Origin of the sequence: Faecalibacterium sp. OM04-11BH (assembly GCF_003482185.1) — a bacterium.
Classification (GTDB): Bacteria; Bacillota; Clostridia; order Oscillospirales; family Ruminococcaceae; genus Faecalibacterium; species Faecalibacterium tardum.
Genome location: NZ_QULS01000012.1, coordinates 17,100 through 34,497, shown reverse-complemented (window position 1 = coordinate 34,497; position 17,398 = coordinate 17,100). Strand labels below are relative to the sequence as shown.

The 17,398-nt window shown below is 59.9% G+C and carries 18 protein-coding genes; 12 read left to right on the top strand and 6 right to left on the bottom strand.

Annotation, left to right across the window (positions count from 1 at the left end; genetic code table 11):
* Positions 1-76 precede the first annotated feature (76 nt).
* Genes argS through DXB44_RS10580 form a run of 4 tightly spaced genes read right to left on the bottom strand, consistent with a single transcriptional unit; the run spans position 77 to position 4,329 of the window.
* Positions 77-1,891: an arginine--tRNA ligase gene (argS, locus tag DXB44_RS10595; RefSeq protein ID WP_118658696.1), complete on the bottom strand. Its 1,815-nt coding sequence runs from the start codon at positions 1,889-1,891 to the stop codon at positions 77-79.
* 35 nt (positions 1,892-1,926) lie between these two features.
* The gene (locus tag DXB44_RS10590) at positions 1,927-2,403 is read right to left on the bottom strand and encodes a DUF1934 domain-containing protein (protein ID WP_236131825.1); all 477 of its coding nucleotides are present in this window, start codon (positions 2,401-2,403) and stop codon (positions 1,927-1,929) included.
* 14 nt (positions 2,404-2,417) lie between these two features.
* Positions 2,418-3,242 (bottom strand): glutamate racemase, encoded by an 825-nt coding sequence (gene murI, locus DXB44_RS10585; RefSeq protein WP_055187013.1) that lies wholly within the window; start codon positions 3,240-3,242, stop codon positions 2,418-2,420.
* Positions 3,235-4,329 carry a D-alanine--D-alanine ligase family protein gene (locus tag DXB44_RS10580; protein WP_055187012.1) on the bottom strand — a complete coding sequence of 365 codons (1,095 nt, stop codon included), beginning with the start codon at positions 4,327-4,329 and terminating at the stop codon, positions 3,235-3,237. The genes murI and DXB44_RS10580 overlap by 8 nt, the downstream gene beginning before the upstream one ends.
* A 309-nt stretch (positions 4,330-4,638) precedes the next feature.
* On the opposite strand from DXB44_RS10580, the gene rpmG reads away from it, so the two are divergent.
* The 7 genes from rpmG (at position 4,639) to rplL (ending at position 8,187) form a co-directional block, all read left to right on the top strand.
* Positions 4,639-4,788 (top strand): 50S ribosomal protein L33, encoded by a 150-nt coding sequence (gene rpmG, locus DXB44_RS10575; RefSeq protein WP_005920501.1) that lies wholly within the window; start codon positions 4,639-4,641, stop codon positions 4,786-4,788.
* A gap of 15 nt (positions 4,789-4,803) precedes the next feature.
* Positions 4,804-5,055: a preprotein translocase subunit SecE gene (gene secE / locus DXB44_RS10570; RefSeq protein ID WP_005920499.1), complete on the top strand. Its 252-nt coding sequence runs from the start codon at positions 4,804-4,806 to the stop codon at positions 5,053-5,055.
* A 30-nt stretch (positions 5,056-5,085) separates the two neighbouring features.
* Positions 5,086-5,637: a transcription termination/antitermination protein NusG gene (gene nusG / locus DXB44_RS10565; RefSeq protein WP_005920497.1), complete on the top strand. Its 552-nt coding sequence runs from the start codon at positions 5,086-5,088 to the stop codon at positions 5,635-5,637.
* A 136-nt stretch (positions 5,638-5,773) separates the two neighbouring features.
* Positions 5,774-6,199 carry a 50S ribosomal protein L11 gene (rplK, locus tag DXB44_RS10560; RefSeq protein ID WP_005920496.1) on the top strand — a complete coding sequence of 142 codons (426 nt, stop codon included), beginning with the start codon at positions 5,774-5,776 and terminating at the stop codon, positions 6,197-6,199.
* Positions 6,200-6,256: 57 nt separating this feature from the next.
* Positions 6,257-6,949 carry a 50S ribosomal protein L1 gene (gene rplA / locus DXB44_RS10555; protein ID WP_005920494.1) on the top strand — a complete coding sequence of 231 codons (693 nt, stop codon included), beginning with the start codon at positions 6,257-6,259 and terminating at the stop codon, positions 6,947-6,949.
* A 277-nt stretch (positions 6,950-7,226) separates the two neighbouring features.
* The gene (gene rplJ / locus DXB44_RS10550) at positions 7,227-7,742 is read left to right on the top strand and encodes a 50S ribosomal protein L10 (protein WP_055187010.1); all 516 of its coding nucleotides are present in this window, start codon (positions 7,227-7,229) and stop codon (positions 7,740-7,742) included.
* Between the two features lie 70 nt (positions 7,743-7,812).
* Positions 7,813-8,187: a 50S ribosomal protein L7/L12 gene (gene rplL / locus DXB44_RS10545; RefSeq protein WP_055187009.1), complete on the top strand. Its 375-nt coding sequence runs from the start codon at positions 7,813-7,815 to the stop codon at positions 8,185-8,187.
* 236 nt (positions 8,188-8,423) lie between these two features.
* Here rplL and DXB44_RS10540 read toward each other — a convergent pair whose 3' ends face one another.
* Complete coding sequence (locus DXB44_RS10540) at positions 8,424-9,293, bottom strand: patatin family protein (protein ID WP_118658695.1); 870 nt, start codon at positions 9,291-9,293, stop codon at positions 8,424-8,426.
* A 366-nt stretch (positions 9,294-9,659) separates the two neighbouring features.
* Here DXB44_RS10540 and DXB44_RS10535 point away from each other — a divergent pair, with 366 nt between their 5' ends.
* Positions 9,660-10,253, top strand: a complete 594-nt coding sequence (locus tag DXB44_RS10535; protein ID WP_005920489.1) for a xanthine phosphoribosyltransferase — start codon at positions 9,660-9,662, stop codon at positions 10,251-10,253.
* Between the two features lie 539 nt (positions 10,254-10,792).
* Here the strand turns inward: DXB44_RS10535 and DXB44_RS10520 are convergent.
* Positions 10,793-12,676, bottom strand: coding sequence for a penicillin-binding transpeptidase domain-containing protein (locus tag DXB44_RS10520; protein WP_118658692.1), 1,884 nt, complete (start codon positions 12,674-12,676; stop codon positions 10,793-10,795).
* 149 nt (positions 12,677-12,825) lie between these two features.
* Between DXB44_RS10520 and DXB44_RS10515 the strand changes: the two genes are divergently transcribed.
* From DXB44_RS10515 to DXB44_RS10500, 4 genes are all read left to right on the top strand, one after another.
* Positions 12,826-13,908: a putative peptidoglycan glycosyltransferase FtsW gene (locus DXB44_RS10515; RefSeq protein WP_118658728.1), complete on the top strand. Its 1,083-nt coding sequence runs from the start codon at positions 12,826-12,828 to the stop codon at positions 13,906-13,908.
* Positions 13,909-14,088: 180 nt separating this feature from the next.
* The gene (locus DXB44_RS10510) at positions 14,089-15,420 is read left to right on the top strand and encodes a UDP-N-acetylglucosamine 1-carboxyvinyltransferase (RefSeq protein ID WP_118658691.1); all 1,332 of its coding nucleotides are present in this window, start codon (positions 14,089-14,091) and stop codon (positions 15,418-15,420) included.
* Positions 15,421-15,506: 86 nt separating this feature from the next.
* Entirely contained in the window at positions 15,507-16,682 is a 1,176-nt protein-coding gene (ftsZ, locus tag DXB44_RS10505; protein WP_055186827.1) for a cell division protein FtsZ, read from the top strand.
* Positions 16,683-16,761: 79 nt separating this feature from the next.
* On the top strand, positions 16,762-17,319 hold the full coding sequence (locus DXB44_RS10500; protein ID WP_118658690.1) for a hypothetical protein: 558 nt from the start codon (positions 16,762-16,764) through the stop codon (positions 17,317-17,319).
* Positions 17,320-17,398: the final 79 nt, after the last annotated feature.

Below are 17,398 nucleotides of genomic sequence, written 5' to 3'. Positions count from 1 at the left end.
GGATTCTCCTTGTATCTGTTCTATCAAAAAGGGGCTGCTGCACATTGTTTGGTGCAACAGCCCCTGTGGTTTTATGTTACATCTTCTCGGGCACGTTGATCTTGAACATGGTAAGCACGTTGAAGATGGCGTTCTTCACGCCGATGCACAGGGCAAGGCGTGCCTGCTGCACGGCGGGGTCTGCGCCCTGAATGCGGCAGTTGCCGTAGAAGCGGTGGAAGGCGCTTGCAAGGTCGATGACAAAGCGGTTGATGCGGCTGGGGTCGTATTTCTCAGCAGCCATCACGATCTCCTGCGGGAAGGCGGCCAGCATCCGGATCAGATCCATCTCGGAGGGCTCGGTGAGCAGAGTGGCGTCGATGTGCTCTGCACCGGCAAACTGCACACCCTCGCTCTCCATCTTTTTCAGGATGGAGCAGATGCGGGCGTGGGCGTACTGCACATAGTACACGGGGTTGTCGTTGTCGGTCTTGACGGCCTGATCCAGATCAAAGTCGATGCCGCTGCCTGCGTCGTGCATATTGAACAGGAAGCGTGCGCTGTCGATGGGCACCTCTTCCAGCAGGTCGGTCAGGGTGATGGCGTTGCCGGTGCGCTTGGACATACGGACAGGCTGGCCGTCCCGCATCAGGTTGACCATCTGCATCAGCACAACATCCAGATCCTCGCCGTTCAGACCGATGGCATCCATGGCACCCTTCATGCGGGCCACATGGCCGTGGTGGTCTGCACCCCACACGTCAATGGCCTTGGCAAAGCCGCGGGTAGCCAGCTTGTTGTAGTGGTAGGCGATATCTGCGGCAAAGTAGGTGGGAATGCCGTTGGCGCGGACGAGCACCTCGTCCTTGGCCTCTTCCTCGGTGCCGTCCTCGGTCTTTTTCTTGTTCACGGTGCCGTACTTGGCAGCGTACTGGGCGCTGCGGTACATGATGGCACCGTCCTCGGCCTTATAGCAGGCACCCAGCTCCAGCAGCTTGTCCACCACAGCCAGCACTGCGCCGGACTCGTGCAGGGTGCTCTCGTGGAACCACACGTCGTAGTCGATGCGGTACTTGCCCAGGTCGCGCTTCAGCGCGGCGATGTTCTTGGGCAGGGCATAGGCCACCAGTGCGTCCTTCAGGGCGGCAAAGGCCTCGCTCTCAAACAGAGCTTCCTCGTCCATACCCTTGCAGGCGGCAACGTACTTGTCACCGTTCAACTCGGCAAACTCACCGGCCAGTACCTTGATATCGCCGCCCTGATAGCACTCCTTGGGCAGGGGATAGGCCTCCTCGCCGCAGAACTGCTGCAGGTAGCGCACCGCCAGACTTTTGCCGAACTTCTGGATCTGGTTGCCGGCGTCGTTGATATAGAACTCGCGGGTCACATCGTAGCCGGACCAGTCCAGCACAGCAGCCAGACAGTCGCCCAGTGCGCCGCCGCGGGCGTTGCCCATGTGCATGGGGCCGGTGGGGTTGGCGGAAACAAACTCTACGTTGTACTTTGCGCCCTTGCCGTGGTCGGTGCGGCCATACTCCTTGTTGGCGCAGGCACCCAGCACCACACCTGCCCAGAAGCTCTGGGAAAGGAACAGGTTGATGAAGCCGGGACCGGCAACCTCCACTTTGGAGAACACACTGTTTTCGATGGAAGGCAGATGTGCCAGCAGGGCGTCTGCGATCATCTTGGGAGCCTTGCGCCAAGTGCGTGCACCGGCCATGGCGAGGTTGGAGGCGATATCGCCGTTCTTCACGTCGGCGGGGATCTCCACAATAAAGCCAGGCAGTTCTGCCTCGGGCAGGGTGCCGTCTGCCATAGCAGCCTTGGCGGCTGCGGTCAGCAGAGCGCGTGCCTCGTCCAGTGCAGCCTGCCGGGGGTTGTAGTTCTGGTAGGTCTTTTCAAAATCAGTCATGGGTCGGATTCCTTTCACAGTCTCAGGGAACTTCATCAATTCACATGGGTCACGGTAACTTCCAGCCGGTTGCGGCTCACCAGCTCGGCGCTGTCGGCATCCAGCAGGTAGGCAAACCGGGCGGTGCCGCCCTTTTCGGTCAGCTGACAGTCGATCTCGTCCGCGGTCACGCCCAAGGTCATGGAGCCGAAGCCGGTCTCGTAGTGGCACAGGTTGCGGCGGCCTTTTTCAATCAGCAGCTGGGTGCCTGCCCCGCCGCCCTTGCCGAACCGCAGCATTGCCACCCGGCTGCCGTCTGCAGCAATCTTCAGGGTGGTGGTGCAGCCCTCGTAGCCGGTGGTCTCGGTCTCGCGGTAGGTCACATAGTAGCTGCCGCCCTTCAGCACAAAGCTGCCCCGGGTCATCAACTCCACAAATTCTTCTTTTTCTTCCTCCGCAGCCGGTTCGTCCAGCCGCTGCTCAATGCGGCTTTTAATGCGGATGATATAGTCTTCCTTCAGTGGCTTGCTCACGTTGTATTTCCTTATCAATATTTATCAATGGCGATCTGCTCCACCGGGCCGCCCTTGTACTCGCCCAGAAACAGGTCTGCCGTCTGCACAAAGCTGTCCGGCACATCGCTGACGTAAAAATGTGCCTGCCCGTTCTCGTGGCTGGCGCGCAGTCCGCGCTCGGCAAGCATCCGCTCCAGATGGTGGGCGGCGGTCATGGCGGGGTCCACCAGCGTGACGCCCGGGCCCATAAACTCCCCAATCATGCTTTTCAGCAGCGGGTAGTGGGTGCAGCCCAAAATCAGGGTATCCACCCCGGCTTCGCGCACCTCGGTCAGGTACTGGGCAATGACCAGCTTTGTGATCTGCTGCTTTCCGGCTTCGCTGTGATCCACATACCCGGCCTCCACCAGCGGTACGAACAGCGGGCAGGGGCGGGCAGTGATCTCCACCCCGGGCACCAGCTGCCGCAGCAGCTTTTCGTAGCTGCGGGAGCGGATGGTGGCGGCTGTGCCAATGACGCCGATGCGGCGGTTGCGGGTGACAAAGGCTGCTTCCCGGGCGGCGGCATCCACTACGCCAAGGTAGGGCACCGGCAGCTGGGCTGCCTCCGCAGCCGGGTAGGTGCTGCTCACCGTGCCGCAGGCCGCCATGATGCACTTGACGTTTTTGGAAAGCAGAAAGGCCACATCCTGCCGGGCGTACTGCAGAATGGTCTCCGGGCTGCGGCTGCCGTAGGGCACCCGGCCGGTATCGCCGAAGTAGATGATATCCTCATGGGGCAGGCGCTTGCGCAGCTCCCGCACACCGGTCAGGCCGCCCAGACCGCTGTCGAACACACCGATGGGGCGATTATCCATGCTGCTTTTCCGTCCTTTCCACCGCCAGTGCGATCAGGCGGTCGATGAGCTGCGGCACCGGCAGACCCTCGTGCTCCATGAGCTTGGGGTACATGCTGATGGCGGTAAAGCCGGGGAAGGTGTTGATCTCGTTGATGAGCACCCGGCCGGTGTTCTTTTCCACAAAGAAATCGCACCGTGCCAGACCCTCGCAGTTCAGTGCGGTGTAGGCCATGGCGGCGTAGGTCTTTACCTCGTCCAGCTTGGCTTCCGGCAGATGTGCCGGGATGACGGTCTGGCTCACGCCGTTCTTGTACTTGTCATCATAGGTGTAGAACTCTGCACCGGCAAGGATCTCACCGGGACGGGTGGCAACGGCGGGGTCGGAGCCGATGACGGCGCACTCCACTTCCTGTCCGTCCACAAAGGCCTCAAACACCACCTTGCGGTCGTTTTCCAGCGCAAGGGCGATGGCGGCCTTCAGCTCCTCCTGACTGGACACCTTGGAGATGCCCACACTGGAGCCTGCGTTGGCAGGCTTGACGAACACCGGCCAGCCCAGTTTTTGCTCTACACCGGCGCAAACGCCCTCCAGATCCTTCTCGATCTCCCAGCGGTTGGCAGCTACCCATTTGGTATGGGGCACGCCGTTGGCCTCAAACAGGGCGTTGGCTACAGCCTTATCCATACACACAGAGCTTGCCAGCACGCCGCAGCCCACATAGGCGATGCCTGCCAGCTCCAGCAGACCCTGCACCGTGCCGTCCTCGCCCCACAGGCCGTGCAGCACCGGGATCACCACGTCAAGGTGCATCTTTTCCACCCGGCCGTCCGGGGTAAACAGGATCATGCCGTGGTCGGCGCGGTCCGGGCTGATCACGCAGGGCATATTGCCGGGCAGCTCTTCCCAGCTGCCATCGGCCATCTGCTCCGCCGTGGCCTCGGTGTAGAGCCAGCGGCCCTCCTTGGTGATGCCCACGGTGAGCACCTCGTATTTGCTGCGGTCGATGTTGCGGACAAAGTTGCCCACAGAGACACAGCTGACCTCATGTTCGCTGGACATACCGCCAAACAACAGAGCCACGCACATTTTATTTGCAGACTGCATGATATCTCACTCCTATTTATAAAGCCCCGGTAAAGGGGCGGCTTCAAACCGGTAAAATGCCGTTTCGATTCATTATACAATATCTACGCCCGCGATGCAAGCAGAATGCAAAAAAGCTGCCTTGGGACAAAAAGACGCCGGCTGCGAAAAAAGTTTCTCAAAATCGCTTTTTTCTGCTTGACGGATTGAAAAACGCGTGGTACAATGATATCACCTCTTTTGCGGGGTTATTAAGTGCGCCTGTTTTTACAGCTGCCACCCGCACCCGAGGGAGGTTCAAAACAACCGTTATAATGGAGGTGTCAACAAATGACCGTTAAAATCACTCTGGCCTGCACCGAGTGCAAGCAGCGCAACTACAACACCACGAAGAACAAGAAGAACAACCCCGATCGTCTCGAGATGAAGAAGTATTGCCGTTTCTGCAAGAAGCACACCGTTCATCGCGAAACCAAGTAAGAAAGGCGGAGCATAATGGCAGACAAAACCGAGAAAAAGCCGGGCTTTGTGGCCAAAGCTAAAGCCGCTGTCAAGGGCTTCTGCGCACGGGTCGCAAAGTTCTTCCGCGATACCAAGAGCGAGCTGAAGAAGGTGGTCTGGCCGTCCAAGCAGGACGTCAAGACCAACACCATCGTCGTGCTCGTGACCGTCGCTATTGCAGCGGTTGTGATGATCCTGCTGGATGCCATCTTTGGTGGTATTCTGGGCCTGATCATCGGCGCCTGAGAATCATCTTGAAACGGAGGGTCAACCAAAATGGAAGAATCAACCAAGCTGGTAGATGAGTCCACTGAGGCTCTTTGGTATGTTGTGCATACCTATTCCGGTTACGAGAACAAGGTCGCCAACGACCTGCAGACCATGGTGGAGAACCGTCACCTGCAGGAACTGATCTGCGACATCAAGGTTCCCGTCGAGATGGTTCCTGAGATCGACAAGAACGGCAAGCAGAAGATGGTGGAACACAAGCTGTTCCCCGGCTACGTTCTGGTCAAAATGGTGATGAACGACGATACCTGGTATGTCGTGCGCAATACGCGCGGCTGCACCGGCTTTGTCGGCCCCGCCTCCAAGCCCGTTCCGCTGACCGCTGAGGAAGTGGAGAAGATGGGCGTGGAGAAGGCTGCACCGCTCAGCGTCGATTTTGCTGTCGGCGATACCGTGCAGATCACCGCCGGTCCTCTGGAAGGCTTTATGGGCCTTGTGGAGGCCATTGATACCGAGAACTTCAAGGTGAAGCTCAAGGTCAATATGTTCGGCCGCGAGACCCCCGCAGAGGTGGAGATCGGTCAGGTCGAGCTGCCGTAACCAACCGGCAAGTTCCGTTTACCAAGGTAAGACCGCAGTGCGGTTCTTATAGAGCGTGTGCAGCGTGCACGCGCTCGTGGGAGGCGCAGAGACACTGCGCCGCAACTCACCACAGATTTTTGGAGGTGCATTTATCATGGCACAGAAAGTTACTGGCTACATTAAGCTGCAGATCGAGGCCGGCAAGGCGACTCCGGCTCCCCCTGTTGGCCCTGCTCTGGGTCAGAAGGGCGTCAACATCATGGCGTTCACCAAGGAGTTCAACGAGCGTACCAAGAACCAGATGGGTTATGTGATCCCCGTCGTCATCACCGTGTACGCTGACCGCTCCTTCAGCTTCATCACCAAGACTCCTCCGGCAGCTGTTCTGATCAAGAAGGCCGCTGGCATCAACACCGCTTCCGGCAAGCCCAACAAGGAAAAGGTTGCTTCTCTGACCGCCGCTCAGGTGGAGGAGATCGCCAAGACCAAGATGCCCGACCTGAACGCTGCTTCTCTGGAAGCTGCCTGCAGCATGGTTCGCGGCACCTGCCGTTCCATGGGCGTCACCGTCGAGGGCTGAGACATAAACAGTGGGAGGGCATAACACTGCCCGCATGACCACACAGGAGGATATACAATGAAACATGGCAAGCACTATGTCGACGCTGCAAAGCTGGTCGATTCTACTAAGGCATACGATGTGAACGAGGCTCTGGAGCTGGCTTGCAAGACCGCTTCCGCCAAGTTCGACGAGACCGTCGAGCTGCACGTCCGTCTGGGCGTTGATGGCCGTCACGCTGACCAGCAGGTCCGCGGCGCTGTCGTTCTGCCCAACGGCACCGGCAAGACCGTCCGCGTCTGCGCTATTGCTAAGGGCCCCGCAGCAGCTGCTGCCGAGGCTGCTGGCGCTGATATCGTTGGCGATGACGAGCTGATCGCAAAGATCGCCGGCGGCTTCATGGATTTTGACGTCGTCGTGACCACCCCCGATATGATGGGCCGCGTTGGCCGTCTGGGTAAGGTTCTGGGCCCCCGTGGCCTGATGCCCAACCCCAAGGCCGGCACTGTGGCTCCCGATCTGGGCAAGGCTGTCAGCGAGGCTAAGGCTGGTAAGATCGAGTACCGTCTGGACAAGCAGAACATCATCCATGTGCCCGTGGGCAAGGCTTCTTTCGGTGCAGAGAAGCTGTACACCAACCTGGACACTGTGATGGAGGCTATTGCCAAGGCAAAGCCCGCTGCAGCAAAGGGTACCTACTTCAAGAGCGCTACCATCGCCACCACCATGGGCCCTGGCATCCGTCTGAACACCCTGAAGTACGGTGTCTAATTTGAATTTCTGATATTTTTCTGCTGCCTGTTTGCGGGTGGCAGAAAAATTTTGTCAGAAAATTCAAAAAAGCACTTGACAACGCCGCACGTTTGCGGTATTATAATCATGCTGTTTTTAAGACAGCAGGCGCTGGAGTCCAGTGTAAAGTTTGACCGCCTGCCGAGAAACGTGCGTAAAGTTGCTTTATGCCTTTCTCTCGGCGCAGTGCGCGGGAGAGAGGCTTTTTTCATTGCTCCGGCTTTCGATACAAGTTTTTGAAACGAGGTGAAACCGAATGCCCAGTGCAAAGATTCTTTCTGAAAAGCAGGCTTACGTCGCTGATCTGAAGGCAAAGTTTGAGAGTGCGGTTTCCGGCTGCGTCGTCGCTTACGGCGGCATTAACGTCGAGAACGACACCAAGCTCCGTAAGGAGCTGCGTGAGGCAGGCGTTGATTACATGGTCGTGAAGAACACCATGCTGCGTCTGGCAGTTAAGGGTACCGCTCTGGAGGGTCTGGCTGAGAACTTCAAGGGCGACACCGCTGTCGCTTTTGCTCACGAGGCTGACCCCATGGCTGCTGCCCGCATCCTGTGCAAGTATCAGGATGGCGATAAGTCCAAGAAGTTCGTCGTGAAGGCTGGCTTCATGGAAGGCAAGGCTATGAACGCCGCCGAGACCAACGCTATCGCAAAGCTGCCCAACCGCGAAGGTATGCTGTCCATGTTTGCAGGCGCCCTCACCAGCACTCTGTCTGGTCTGGCCGTTGCAATGCAGGCTTATGCCGACAAGCAGGAGGAGCCCGCTGCCTAATGGCTGCGTGACCGCCGCTTAACAAAAAACTGAAACAAACAAAAACCATTGATATTGGAGGGTTATTACCATGGCTTCTGAGAAGATTACTGCCATCATCGAGTCCGTCAAGGGCCTGACCGTTCTGGAGCTGAAGGAACTGATCGACACCTACTGCGAGGAGTTCGGTGTTTCTGCTGTTGCTGCTGCTGCTCCCGCTGCTGCTGGCGCTGCTGCTGCCGCTGAGGAAGAGAAGACCGAGTTCGACGTCATCCTGGCTGAGGCTGGCGCTACCAAGATGCAGGTCATCAAGGCTGTTAAGGAGATCACCGGTCTGGGCCTGAAGGAAGCTAAGGCTATCGTTGATGGCGCTCCCAAGGCTGTCAAGGAGAAGGTCTCCCAGGCTGAGGCTGACGACATCAAGAAGAAGCTGGAAGAGGCTGGCGCTAAGGTTGAGGTTAAGTAATTTAACCCCTTCTCTTACCGTTCTTTCTTGAACATCAAGAGGTCTGCACCGCAAGGTGCAGGCCTCTTTTTTGTTTATCCCCTCCCGTGAAAAAAGGCTTCAGAAACGCCCGCAGGCGTTTCTGAAGCCTAAAATCAAATTCCGCTGAAGATGCCCAAAGCACAAGCGGAGGACATTCCCGATCGTTCTCTTATCAAAAAAGGCTGCCGCACAAACCTGTGCAGCAGCCTTTCGTGTTATTCTTCCGGTGCAGCCTTGCACTCCTCCACATAGGCTGCAATCTTGTCGATCTGGATCTGTGCCACGGCACGGCCGGTCTCGTATACGCGGCGCAGCTGGGCGGGATCACGCTCCATAGAGGGAATTTCCAGCGGGATGGGCGGGCGGATGACGAAGGCCCGCCCGGACTGTTCCAGCATGGAAATATAGGCCAGCGTCTCATTGTAGCGCTGGTGCCGGTCTGCCACGGCCTCCACAAAAGCGGGATAGCGCACATACCTTGCCCGGATAAGGGGCAGCATCTTGTTTTTCTGCTTTACAAAACCCTTGGGCTGGGTCAGGATGATCAGGTTGCGCTTGTAGCCGATAGACTCGAAAAAGCGCACAGGAATGGAATCTGCCACACCGCCGTCCAGCAGCTGATAGTGGCCGATCTTCACAATCTTGGCCGCCAGCGGCATGGATGCCGAAGCCTGCATCCACTGGATATCCTCGGCGTCGCCGGTGCGGCACTTGTGGTAGATAGGCTCACCGGTGCGCACATCGGTGCACACCACAAAAAAGTCCATGGGGTTCTCCCGGAAAGCCTTGGTGTCAAAAGGGTCCAGCTTTTCCGGCACGGTATGGTAGCAGAACTGCTCGCTGTACAGGTTGCCGGTGCGCAGCAGGTTGCCAAAGCTGGCGTAGCGCTTGTCGGTGCAGTATTCCGTGTTGTAGCGGATGGTGCGCCCGATTTGGTGCGACTTGTAGTTGCAGCCGAACACTGCCCCCGCCGACACGCCAATGGCACCGTCCAGCTGGATGTTATGCTCCATCAGCACATCCAGTACGCCAGCGGTGAACATTCCGCGCATAGCGCCGCCTTCCAGCACAAGTCCTGTTTTCATACCATTTTCCTCCTCGTCCGGTCAAAAATCCCGGATATTACCCTTCTCCTATTAAGAATAGTATACTCGAAAACCGCGAAAGAACAAGGGAGGATAAACCAAAAATGACCCGACAACCTCACGAAGTTTCGGTATTTTTGGACAAGGTCATACTTTTAGAAAAAACGAAGAGGTTTGGTGCCGTTTTTTTACGAATTTTGGCATGAAAACCCCTTGTCAAAGCGGGATGCTTCCGGTATACTAGGTGAAACATTATATCATGGGTGTGTGTGGCGCGCGCCCGGGAATGGAAAACAGGCGGGCACTTTTCGCGGCGGGCGAGCCGGAGGCAGAAAACGCGCCTGCAAGGGCTGGAGGATATATTTTATGAAGATGCTGGAAGATCGTATCCGCAAGGACGGCATTGTGCGCGAGGGCAACGTGCTCAAGGTGGACAGCTTTATCAACCACCAGATGGACATCCCGTTGTTCCGCGAGATGGCGCGGGAGTGGAAGCGCCTGTTTGCGGGCAAGCCTATCAATAAGGTGCTGACCATCGAGGCCAGCGGCATCGGCATTGCGGCTGTGGTAGCCAGCGAGCTGAACGTGCCGGTGGTGTTTGCCAAAAAATCTATGAGCATCAATCTGGATTACGACAACTACAAGACCCAGATCCAGTCCTTCACCCACAAAAAGATCTACAACGTCATCGTGTCCAAAAAGTTCCTCACCCCTGAGGATCATGTGCTGATCATCGACGATTTTCTGGCCAACGGCTGCGCCCTGATGGGTCTGCTGGAACTGGCCGAGGAAGCCGGTGCCACCGTAGAGGGTATCGGCATCGCCGTGGAAAAGGGCTTCCAGCAGGGCGGCGAGCTGATCCGCAGCAAGGGCATCCAGCTGGAGAGCCTTGCCATCGTGGACGCAATGGACAGCACCACCGGCGAGATCACCTTCCGCCCCCAGCCGAACCAGAACTAAAAATTATGATACATTTCAGCGTAACGGAATGGCTGCGGACGTTCCGTTATTTTTTTTGTGGGTGAATAGCAGCATTTGCAGCGGCGCTGCGGGTAAAGGTATCTGCTTGCCGCAAGCGTGCAAAGACGCTCCGCTGGGCCAGAGGCAGGGAGGGGTGTTCCGAGTCCCCCCTCCCTACCTCTGGACTCCACCCACCCCGCAACGGGCCAAGGGCTGCTCGCCCTTGACAATCCTAAAGAAGAAGTCGAAGCACAAAAAAGCTAGCGCTGCGCCAGTCGGCGCTATCGCTTTAACGCTTTTTTCGCTTCTCCATTTATAGCCCTTCAGTCGCTGCGCGACAGCTCCCCCGAGGGGGAGCAAGCGCCTGCCCGCAGCGCCACGCTTTCGCAGAAAGCGGCGCTGCAAATGCTGTTTCCCTCCACGACCCCTCCTGTGAAAATGCAATGCCGGAGCGTCCGCAGACGCTCCGGCATTGCTCTATTTAAAATAATTTTTCCGCTGACTATGGCCAGAGCGCAAGCGGAGGCCATTCCAAATCGTCACGCCCCGTCAAAGCTGTCCCCATCGGCGGGCAGGGCAGCGGCTTGCGCGTCTGCGCTGCCGCTGTCTGCTGCCCGGGGGACGCCTTTGTATACCAGCGTCTGCTCCAGCACCTCGGCACAGACCGGTGCCGAGAGACTGCCGCCGGCGGTGGTCCAGCTGTGGGGCTCATCCAGACAGACCAGACACAAGAACTGCGGGTCATCGATGGGTGCCACTGCCACAAAGCTGGCAATGCGGGCCTTCTCGTCGGCGCTGTCCAGCTTTTGGCTGGTGCCGCTTTTGCCGCCCACCCGGTAGCCCGCGATCTGCGCGTTGCGCCCGCCGCCGTACAGCACCACTGCCTCCATCATCTCCCGCATGGTGGCAGAGGTGGCGGGCTGGATCACCTGCCGTTTGCACACCGGGGCGTTGTGCTGCAAAATGCTGCCGTCCGGCGCAAGAATATCCGAGACCAGATACGGCTGCATCAGCTTGCCGCCGTTCACCACCGCGCAGACGGCGGCAGCCATTTCCAGATACGAGATCTTGCTGCTCTGTCCGAAGGCACAGGAGGCCAGCTCCACCGGCCCCATACGGTCGGCGGTGTAGTACAGGCTCTTTTTCGGCTCGGCGGGCAGGTCGATGCCGGTGGGCTCCCGCAGGCCAAAGGCGGCAAAATAATCGCAGAAAGCCTGTTTGCCCAGCCGCGCCCCGATCTGGATAAAGCTCTGGTTGCAGGAGTTTTCCAGTGCTTGGGTCACGGTCTGGCTGCCGTGGCGCTTGTGGTTGGCACAGTGGAACCGCGTGCCCGCCACCGAGATGGAGTCTCCGCAGTAAAAGGTGGAGCGCCGGGTGATGGCTCCGGCGTCCATCGCCGCCGCGCAGGTAATCAGCTTAAACACGCTGCCGGGCTCGTATAAGTCGCTCACCGCCTTGTTGCGCCACTGGGTCTGCTGTGCCAGCTGCAAGGCAGCGGTGCGCTCTTTGCCGGAAAGGGCATCCACGGCGGCGCGTGCGGCCTTGTCGGCGATGACCCGGGGCTGGTTGGGGTCATAGGCCGGGGTGGTGGCCATGGCCAGCACTGCTCCGGTGTTCACCTCCATCACGATGCCCACGCTGCGGGCGGCTACATGGTGCTCCTGCACCGCATAATTCAACGCATTTTCAAGATAATGTTGAATATTTGCATCAATGGTCAGCCGCAGCCCGCAGCCCTCCACGGGGGCAAGCTCGGTCTCGTAACTCTGCGCCAGCGTGTAGCCCCAAGCGTTCACGGCGGTCAGCACTACTCCGTTCTGCCCGGTAAGGGTGTCGTTGTATTTCAGTTCCAGCCCGCTGACCCCGGCGTTGTCTACGTTGGTGAACCCCAGCACCGAGGCCAGCAGCTCCCCCTGTGGGTACCAGCGTTTGGAATCCTGATTGATGCGCACGCCGGTAATGCCGTTCGCCGCGCAGAAATCCCGCACGGCATCGGCGGTTTCCCGCTCCACCCGGTAACGCAAAAGGCAGTCGTTGGAGCGCCGGTCGCTGAACTTTTCCAGCAGCCTTGCCTCGTCCAGCTCTAAAATCTCCGCAAGCCCCTTGGCGGCAAGGGTAAGCTTATCCTCGGGCATCTCCCGGGGGCTGGCGCGCAGGGTCCAGCAGCTGCTGTTGGCGGCAAGCAGCGCGCCGTCAGCGCTGTATATCTTGCCCCGGTCGGCGGGCACGACAGTGTCCCGCAGCTGCTGTCCCAGCGCCCGCTGGGTGTACCAGCCGCCGGTGCATAATTGCAGCCAGAACAACCGCCCGATGAGCCCTGCAAAGCAGACGGCGCACAGGCCCACCGCAATGAGCCGTGCCCGCAGACGGAACGCCCGCTCCGGCAAAGTGCGCAGGGCGTCCGTGGGTTTTGAGCCGCGCATGGCAGCACCCCCTTTGCGGGCAGTTTATGCGCCCGGCGGCAGCGTGTATGACTAACCGCCCCCGCACCCGCGTACAATAACAGAAACGGAGGTGACCGGGATTGCACAGAACTGCTGCCCGCAAAGGGCTGCTGCGGCCGCTGCCGCCCATGGACCTGCCCTTTCTGGTGCTGGTGCTCACGCTGGTAGCCTTTGGGCTGGTGATGCTGTGCAGCGCCAGCAGCGCGGTGGCGCTGTACCGTCGGCAGGACGCCTTTGCCTATGTGCGGCCGCAGCTGCTGTACGCCGCCATGGGGCTGGTAGCCATGTGGATGGCCAGCCGGGTGGACTACCACATCTATCACAAGCTGGCGTGGCCGCTGTTGGCGCTCTCGCTGGTGCTGCTGACGGCGGTGCTGTTCATGCCGGAATATAACGGCTGCAAGCGCTGGCTGGTGCTGCCGGGGCTGGGCACATTACAGCCCAGCGAGATCGCCAAGTTTGCAGTGGTGCTGGTGTTTGCCCACATCATCGCTTTGAACCACGACCGCATGGGCAGCTTTGCGGTGGGGGTAGTGCCCTTTGCGCTGGTGCTGGGGGTGGTGGCGGTACTCATGCTGCTGGAGCCCCACCTTTCCGGCACGGTGCTGATTTTAAGCATCGGCGCGGTGCTCATGTTCGTGGGCGGCACCGGGCTGCGGTGGTTCATGCTGGCAGGAGCAGGCGGCGCTGCCGCCATCGGCACGGCCATTGTGCTGATGCCGGAGCTGGTGCCCTACGCCGCCGACCGGCTCAATTCATGGCTCGACCCCTTTGCCGACCCGCTGGGTGACGGCCACCAGACCATCCAAAGCCTGTACGCCATCGGCAGCGGTGGGGCTGCGGGGCTGGGGCTGGGCAACAGCCGCCAGAAGCATCTGTTCGTGCCCGAGCCGCAGAATGACTTCATCTTTTCCATCCTCTGCGAGGAATTGGGCTTTCTGGGCGCGTGTGCGGTGATATTGCTGTTCAGCGCGCTGCTGTGGCGGGGCATCACGCTGGCGGCGCACGCGCCGGACCGCTTTGGCGCACTGCTGGTGGTGGGCTTTGTGGTGCAGGTAGCATTGCAGGCGGTGCTGAACATTGCGGTAGTCACCAACACCATCCCCAACACCGGCATCAGCCTGCCCTTTTTCTCCTCCGGCGGCACCAGCCTGATGATGCTTCTGGGCGAGATGGGCATCGTGCTTTCCGTCTCTCGGGGCGAAAGCTGATAAAAGGCTGCATTTCCTGCCGCAATGGGGCAGCAACGGCGCAGAAATAGCGGAAAAACACGGACAAATGACCGGACAAACCCAGCAGACAGCGGGAAGGCCGTTTCCGGCGCATTTCTTTAACCAAAGACCCTCGTTTTGCATACCATGGGGTAACTTTTGCAGAACGGGGGTCTTGGCATGGCTGGGGATTGGATCATTACGGGCGGACGGCCTTTGCAGGGCAGGGTGGAACTGCCTGCGGCCAAAAACAGTGTGCTGCCGTTGCTGGCAGCAGCACTGCTGTGCAGCGGGCCGGTGCGGCTGCAAAATGTGCCGCGCCTGACCGACGTAGAGGACTGTCTTGCCCTGCTGCGGGGCGTGGGCTGCACGGCGGGCTGGCAGGGCGCAGAGCTGGTGGTGCAGGGGCAGCCCATGCGCACCGACCTTGCACCGGAGGCCGCAGGCCGGATGCGGGCGTCCATCCTGTTCTGCGCGCCGATGCTGGCGCGGCTGGGGCGGGTGAACACCGTACTGCCCGGGGGCTGCCGCATCGGGGCAAGACCCATCGACCTGCATTTGCAGGGGCTGGCGCAGATGGGCGTGCGGCAGCTGCCCGCAGCGCCCGGACAGCTTACACTGTACGCCCCGGCGGGGCTGCGGGGCGCGGAGATCTGTCTTAGCTTTCCCAGCGTGGGCGCTACCGAGACGCTGTTGCTGGCCGCTGCTACGGCGCAGGGGCAGACCGTGCTGCATGGTGCCGCAAAGGAACCGGAGATCGTGGATCTTGCCGCCTTCCTCAACGTCTGCGGCGGCTGCGTGGAGGGCGCGGGCACCGACACCATCCGGGTGCAGGGAAAGCGCTGCCTTGCAGGCTGCACCTTTGCACCGGTGGCAGACCGTATCATCGCCTCTACGCTGGCCTGTGCGGCGGCAGCGGCGGGCGGCAGGGTAGAACTGGCGGGCTGCGCACCCGGGCTGTATGCGCCGTTGCTGGAAATTCTGGAACAAATGGGCTGCACCGTAGAGCGTGCGCGCGATGCTGCCGCCATTTCACGGTTCGGGGCGTTGCGCGGCGCGGGAAATGTGCACACCGCACCTTATCCCGGTCTTGCCACGGACGCCGCCCCGCTGCTGGCGGCGGTGATGCTCTGCGCACAGGGCGAAAGCAGCTTGCAGGACAGGGTGTTTGAACACCGTTTTGCCTGCGCCGAGGGCTTTGCGGCGCTGGGGGCAAACGTCCGGGTGGCAGAGCGCACCCTGTATGTGCAGTCCGCCGGGGTGCTGCACGGGGCAAAGCTGACCGCACCGGACCTGCGGGGCGGGGCAGCGCTGGTGATTGCGGCACTGGCTGCCCGGGGCAGCAGCCGCCTTGGCGGGGTGGAGTTTGTCCGGCGCGGCTATGCAGACCTTGACCGGCTTTTGGCGGGGCTGGGCGCACAGATTTGGCAGGAAATACCCGCCCGGAGTGGGGTTATGAAAAAAACACCCACGAAAAAGCAATTTTGTCTTGCAATCGGAATGAAAAAATGATACGATACTGTTATATAAGTATCGTATGATAATATCTGTGCGGCTTTTGCGCAGTTCCACATAAAAATCCGATGGAGGACAAAGTTATGGCATTGATGCTCGATGAAGAACTGGACGAGAACGTTACGACGATCAAGGTGATCGGTGTGGGCGGCGGCGGCGGCAACGCTGTGAACCGCATGGTGAGCGACGGCCTGCAGGGCGTGGAGTTCATCGCAATGAATACTGACCAGCAGGCACTGGCCAAGAACCATGCCTCGGTCAAGGTGCAGCTGGGTTCCAAGCTGACCAAGGGTCGCGGTGCGGGTGCAGACCCGGAAATCGGCCAGCGCGCCGCGGAAGAAAGCAAGGACGAGATCGCCAACGCCCTCAAGGGCTCCCAGATGGTCTTTATCACCGCCGGTATGGGCGGCGGCACCGGCACCGGTGCAGCACCCGTTGTGGCCGAGGTGGCACACGATTTGGGCATCCTGACCGTCGGCATCGTTACCAAGCCTTTCTCCTTTGAGGGCAAGCGCAAGATGGGCCTGGCCGAGCAGGGCATTGCCAACCTGCTGATGCACGTTGACAGCCTGATCGTCATCCCCAACGAGCGCCTGAAGATGATCAGTCAGGAAAAGATCACCCTGATGAACGCCTTCCAGGCCGCCGATAACGTGCTGCGTCAGGGCGTGGAGTCCATCTCTGCCCTGATCAATGTGCCCGCCTTCATCAATCTGGACTTCGCCGATGTGCGCTCCATCATGAAGGATGCCGGCTACGCCCACATGGGCGTGGGCAGCGCCAAGGGTGCAGGCAAGGCCGAGAACGCCGCCAAGGCTGCAATCTCCAGCCCGCTGCTGGAGACCAGCATTGCCGGTGCGCACGGCGTTATCATCAACATCACTTCCAGCCCCGACATCGGTCTGGAGGACGTGGAGACCGCCGCAGGTCTCATCACCCAGAGCGCACATCCCGATGCAAACATTATCTGGGGTACTGCCTTTGATGAGAATCTGTCCGATGAGATGCGCGTAACCGTTGTGGCCACCGGCTTCGACAACAAGAGCGCCAGCGATCTGCGCAACAGCATCAACAACGCCATGGGCGGTGCACAGTCTGTGCCGTCTGCGGTGTTCAGCAGCGATACTGGCGCAGCCGCAGCCCCGGCATCCAATGCCGCACCGGCTGCTGCTCCGGCTGAAAAGAAGGCTGTGGAAGAGGAAAGCAGCGATAACCGTTACTACGACGAGCTGCTGGCCATCCTGAACAAGCGGAAGTAATTACAGGCTACAATGGGGCTGGCAGCTGCGCCCATGCGGTCAGCGCAAGCCCCGTGCAAGGTGTGCATGGGAGGGCATCATGGTGCAGACAGAGCGGGAGACCGGTGCCCTGCGCGGACAATTTGCCCGGCAGGCCGCTGTACAGGCATCTGCCGCAGCACAGGCGGAAAGCGCCCGGGCGCAGGCAGAGCAGCTGAGCCGTAAGCTGGCTGCGGCACGCGCCGAGGTGCGCCGGTACCAGACCCGGATGTTCGCCTTTGAGCGCACCCTGCTTGCTCTCAAGCACGAGAATGCAGAGCTGGAAGCCGCCTGTGAGCAGGCGCGGGAGCAGCTGGAACAGGCCAATGCCCGGGCAGAACAGGCTGAGGCCGCCTGCCGCAGAGCGGAAGCTGCTCTTGCTGCCATGCAGCAGACTGCCCCGGAAGCACCCGTGCAGCCGGATACAGCCCCCGAGGCCGTGCCGCAATGCGAGGCTGCCCCGGAACAGCCTGTACCGGAAACGGAGGAGACTCTCTGTGCCCCGGAACAGGCGCTGCCCCCGGAGCCCGCACAGCCTGCATGGCAGCCGGAGACCCGGCTGGAGCAGATGGCTGCGGAGCTGATGGGCTGGTTCGATGCCATGATGCCCCAAGAATGAACCTTAAAAGGACTGTTGCGTGTTTTGCGCAGCGGTCCTTTTTCTTTCAGAGTGGAACGATTTAAAATGCGCTCCGCTT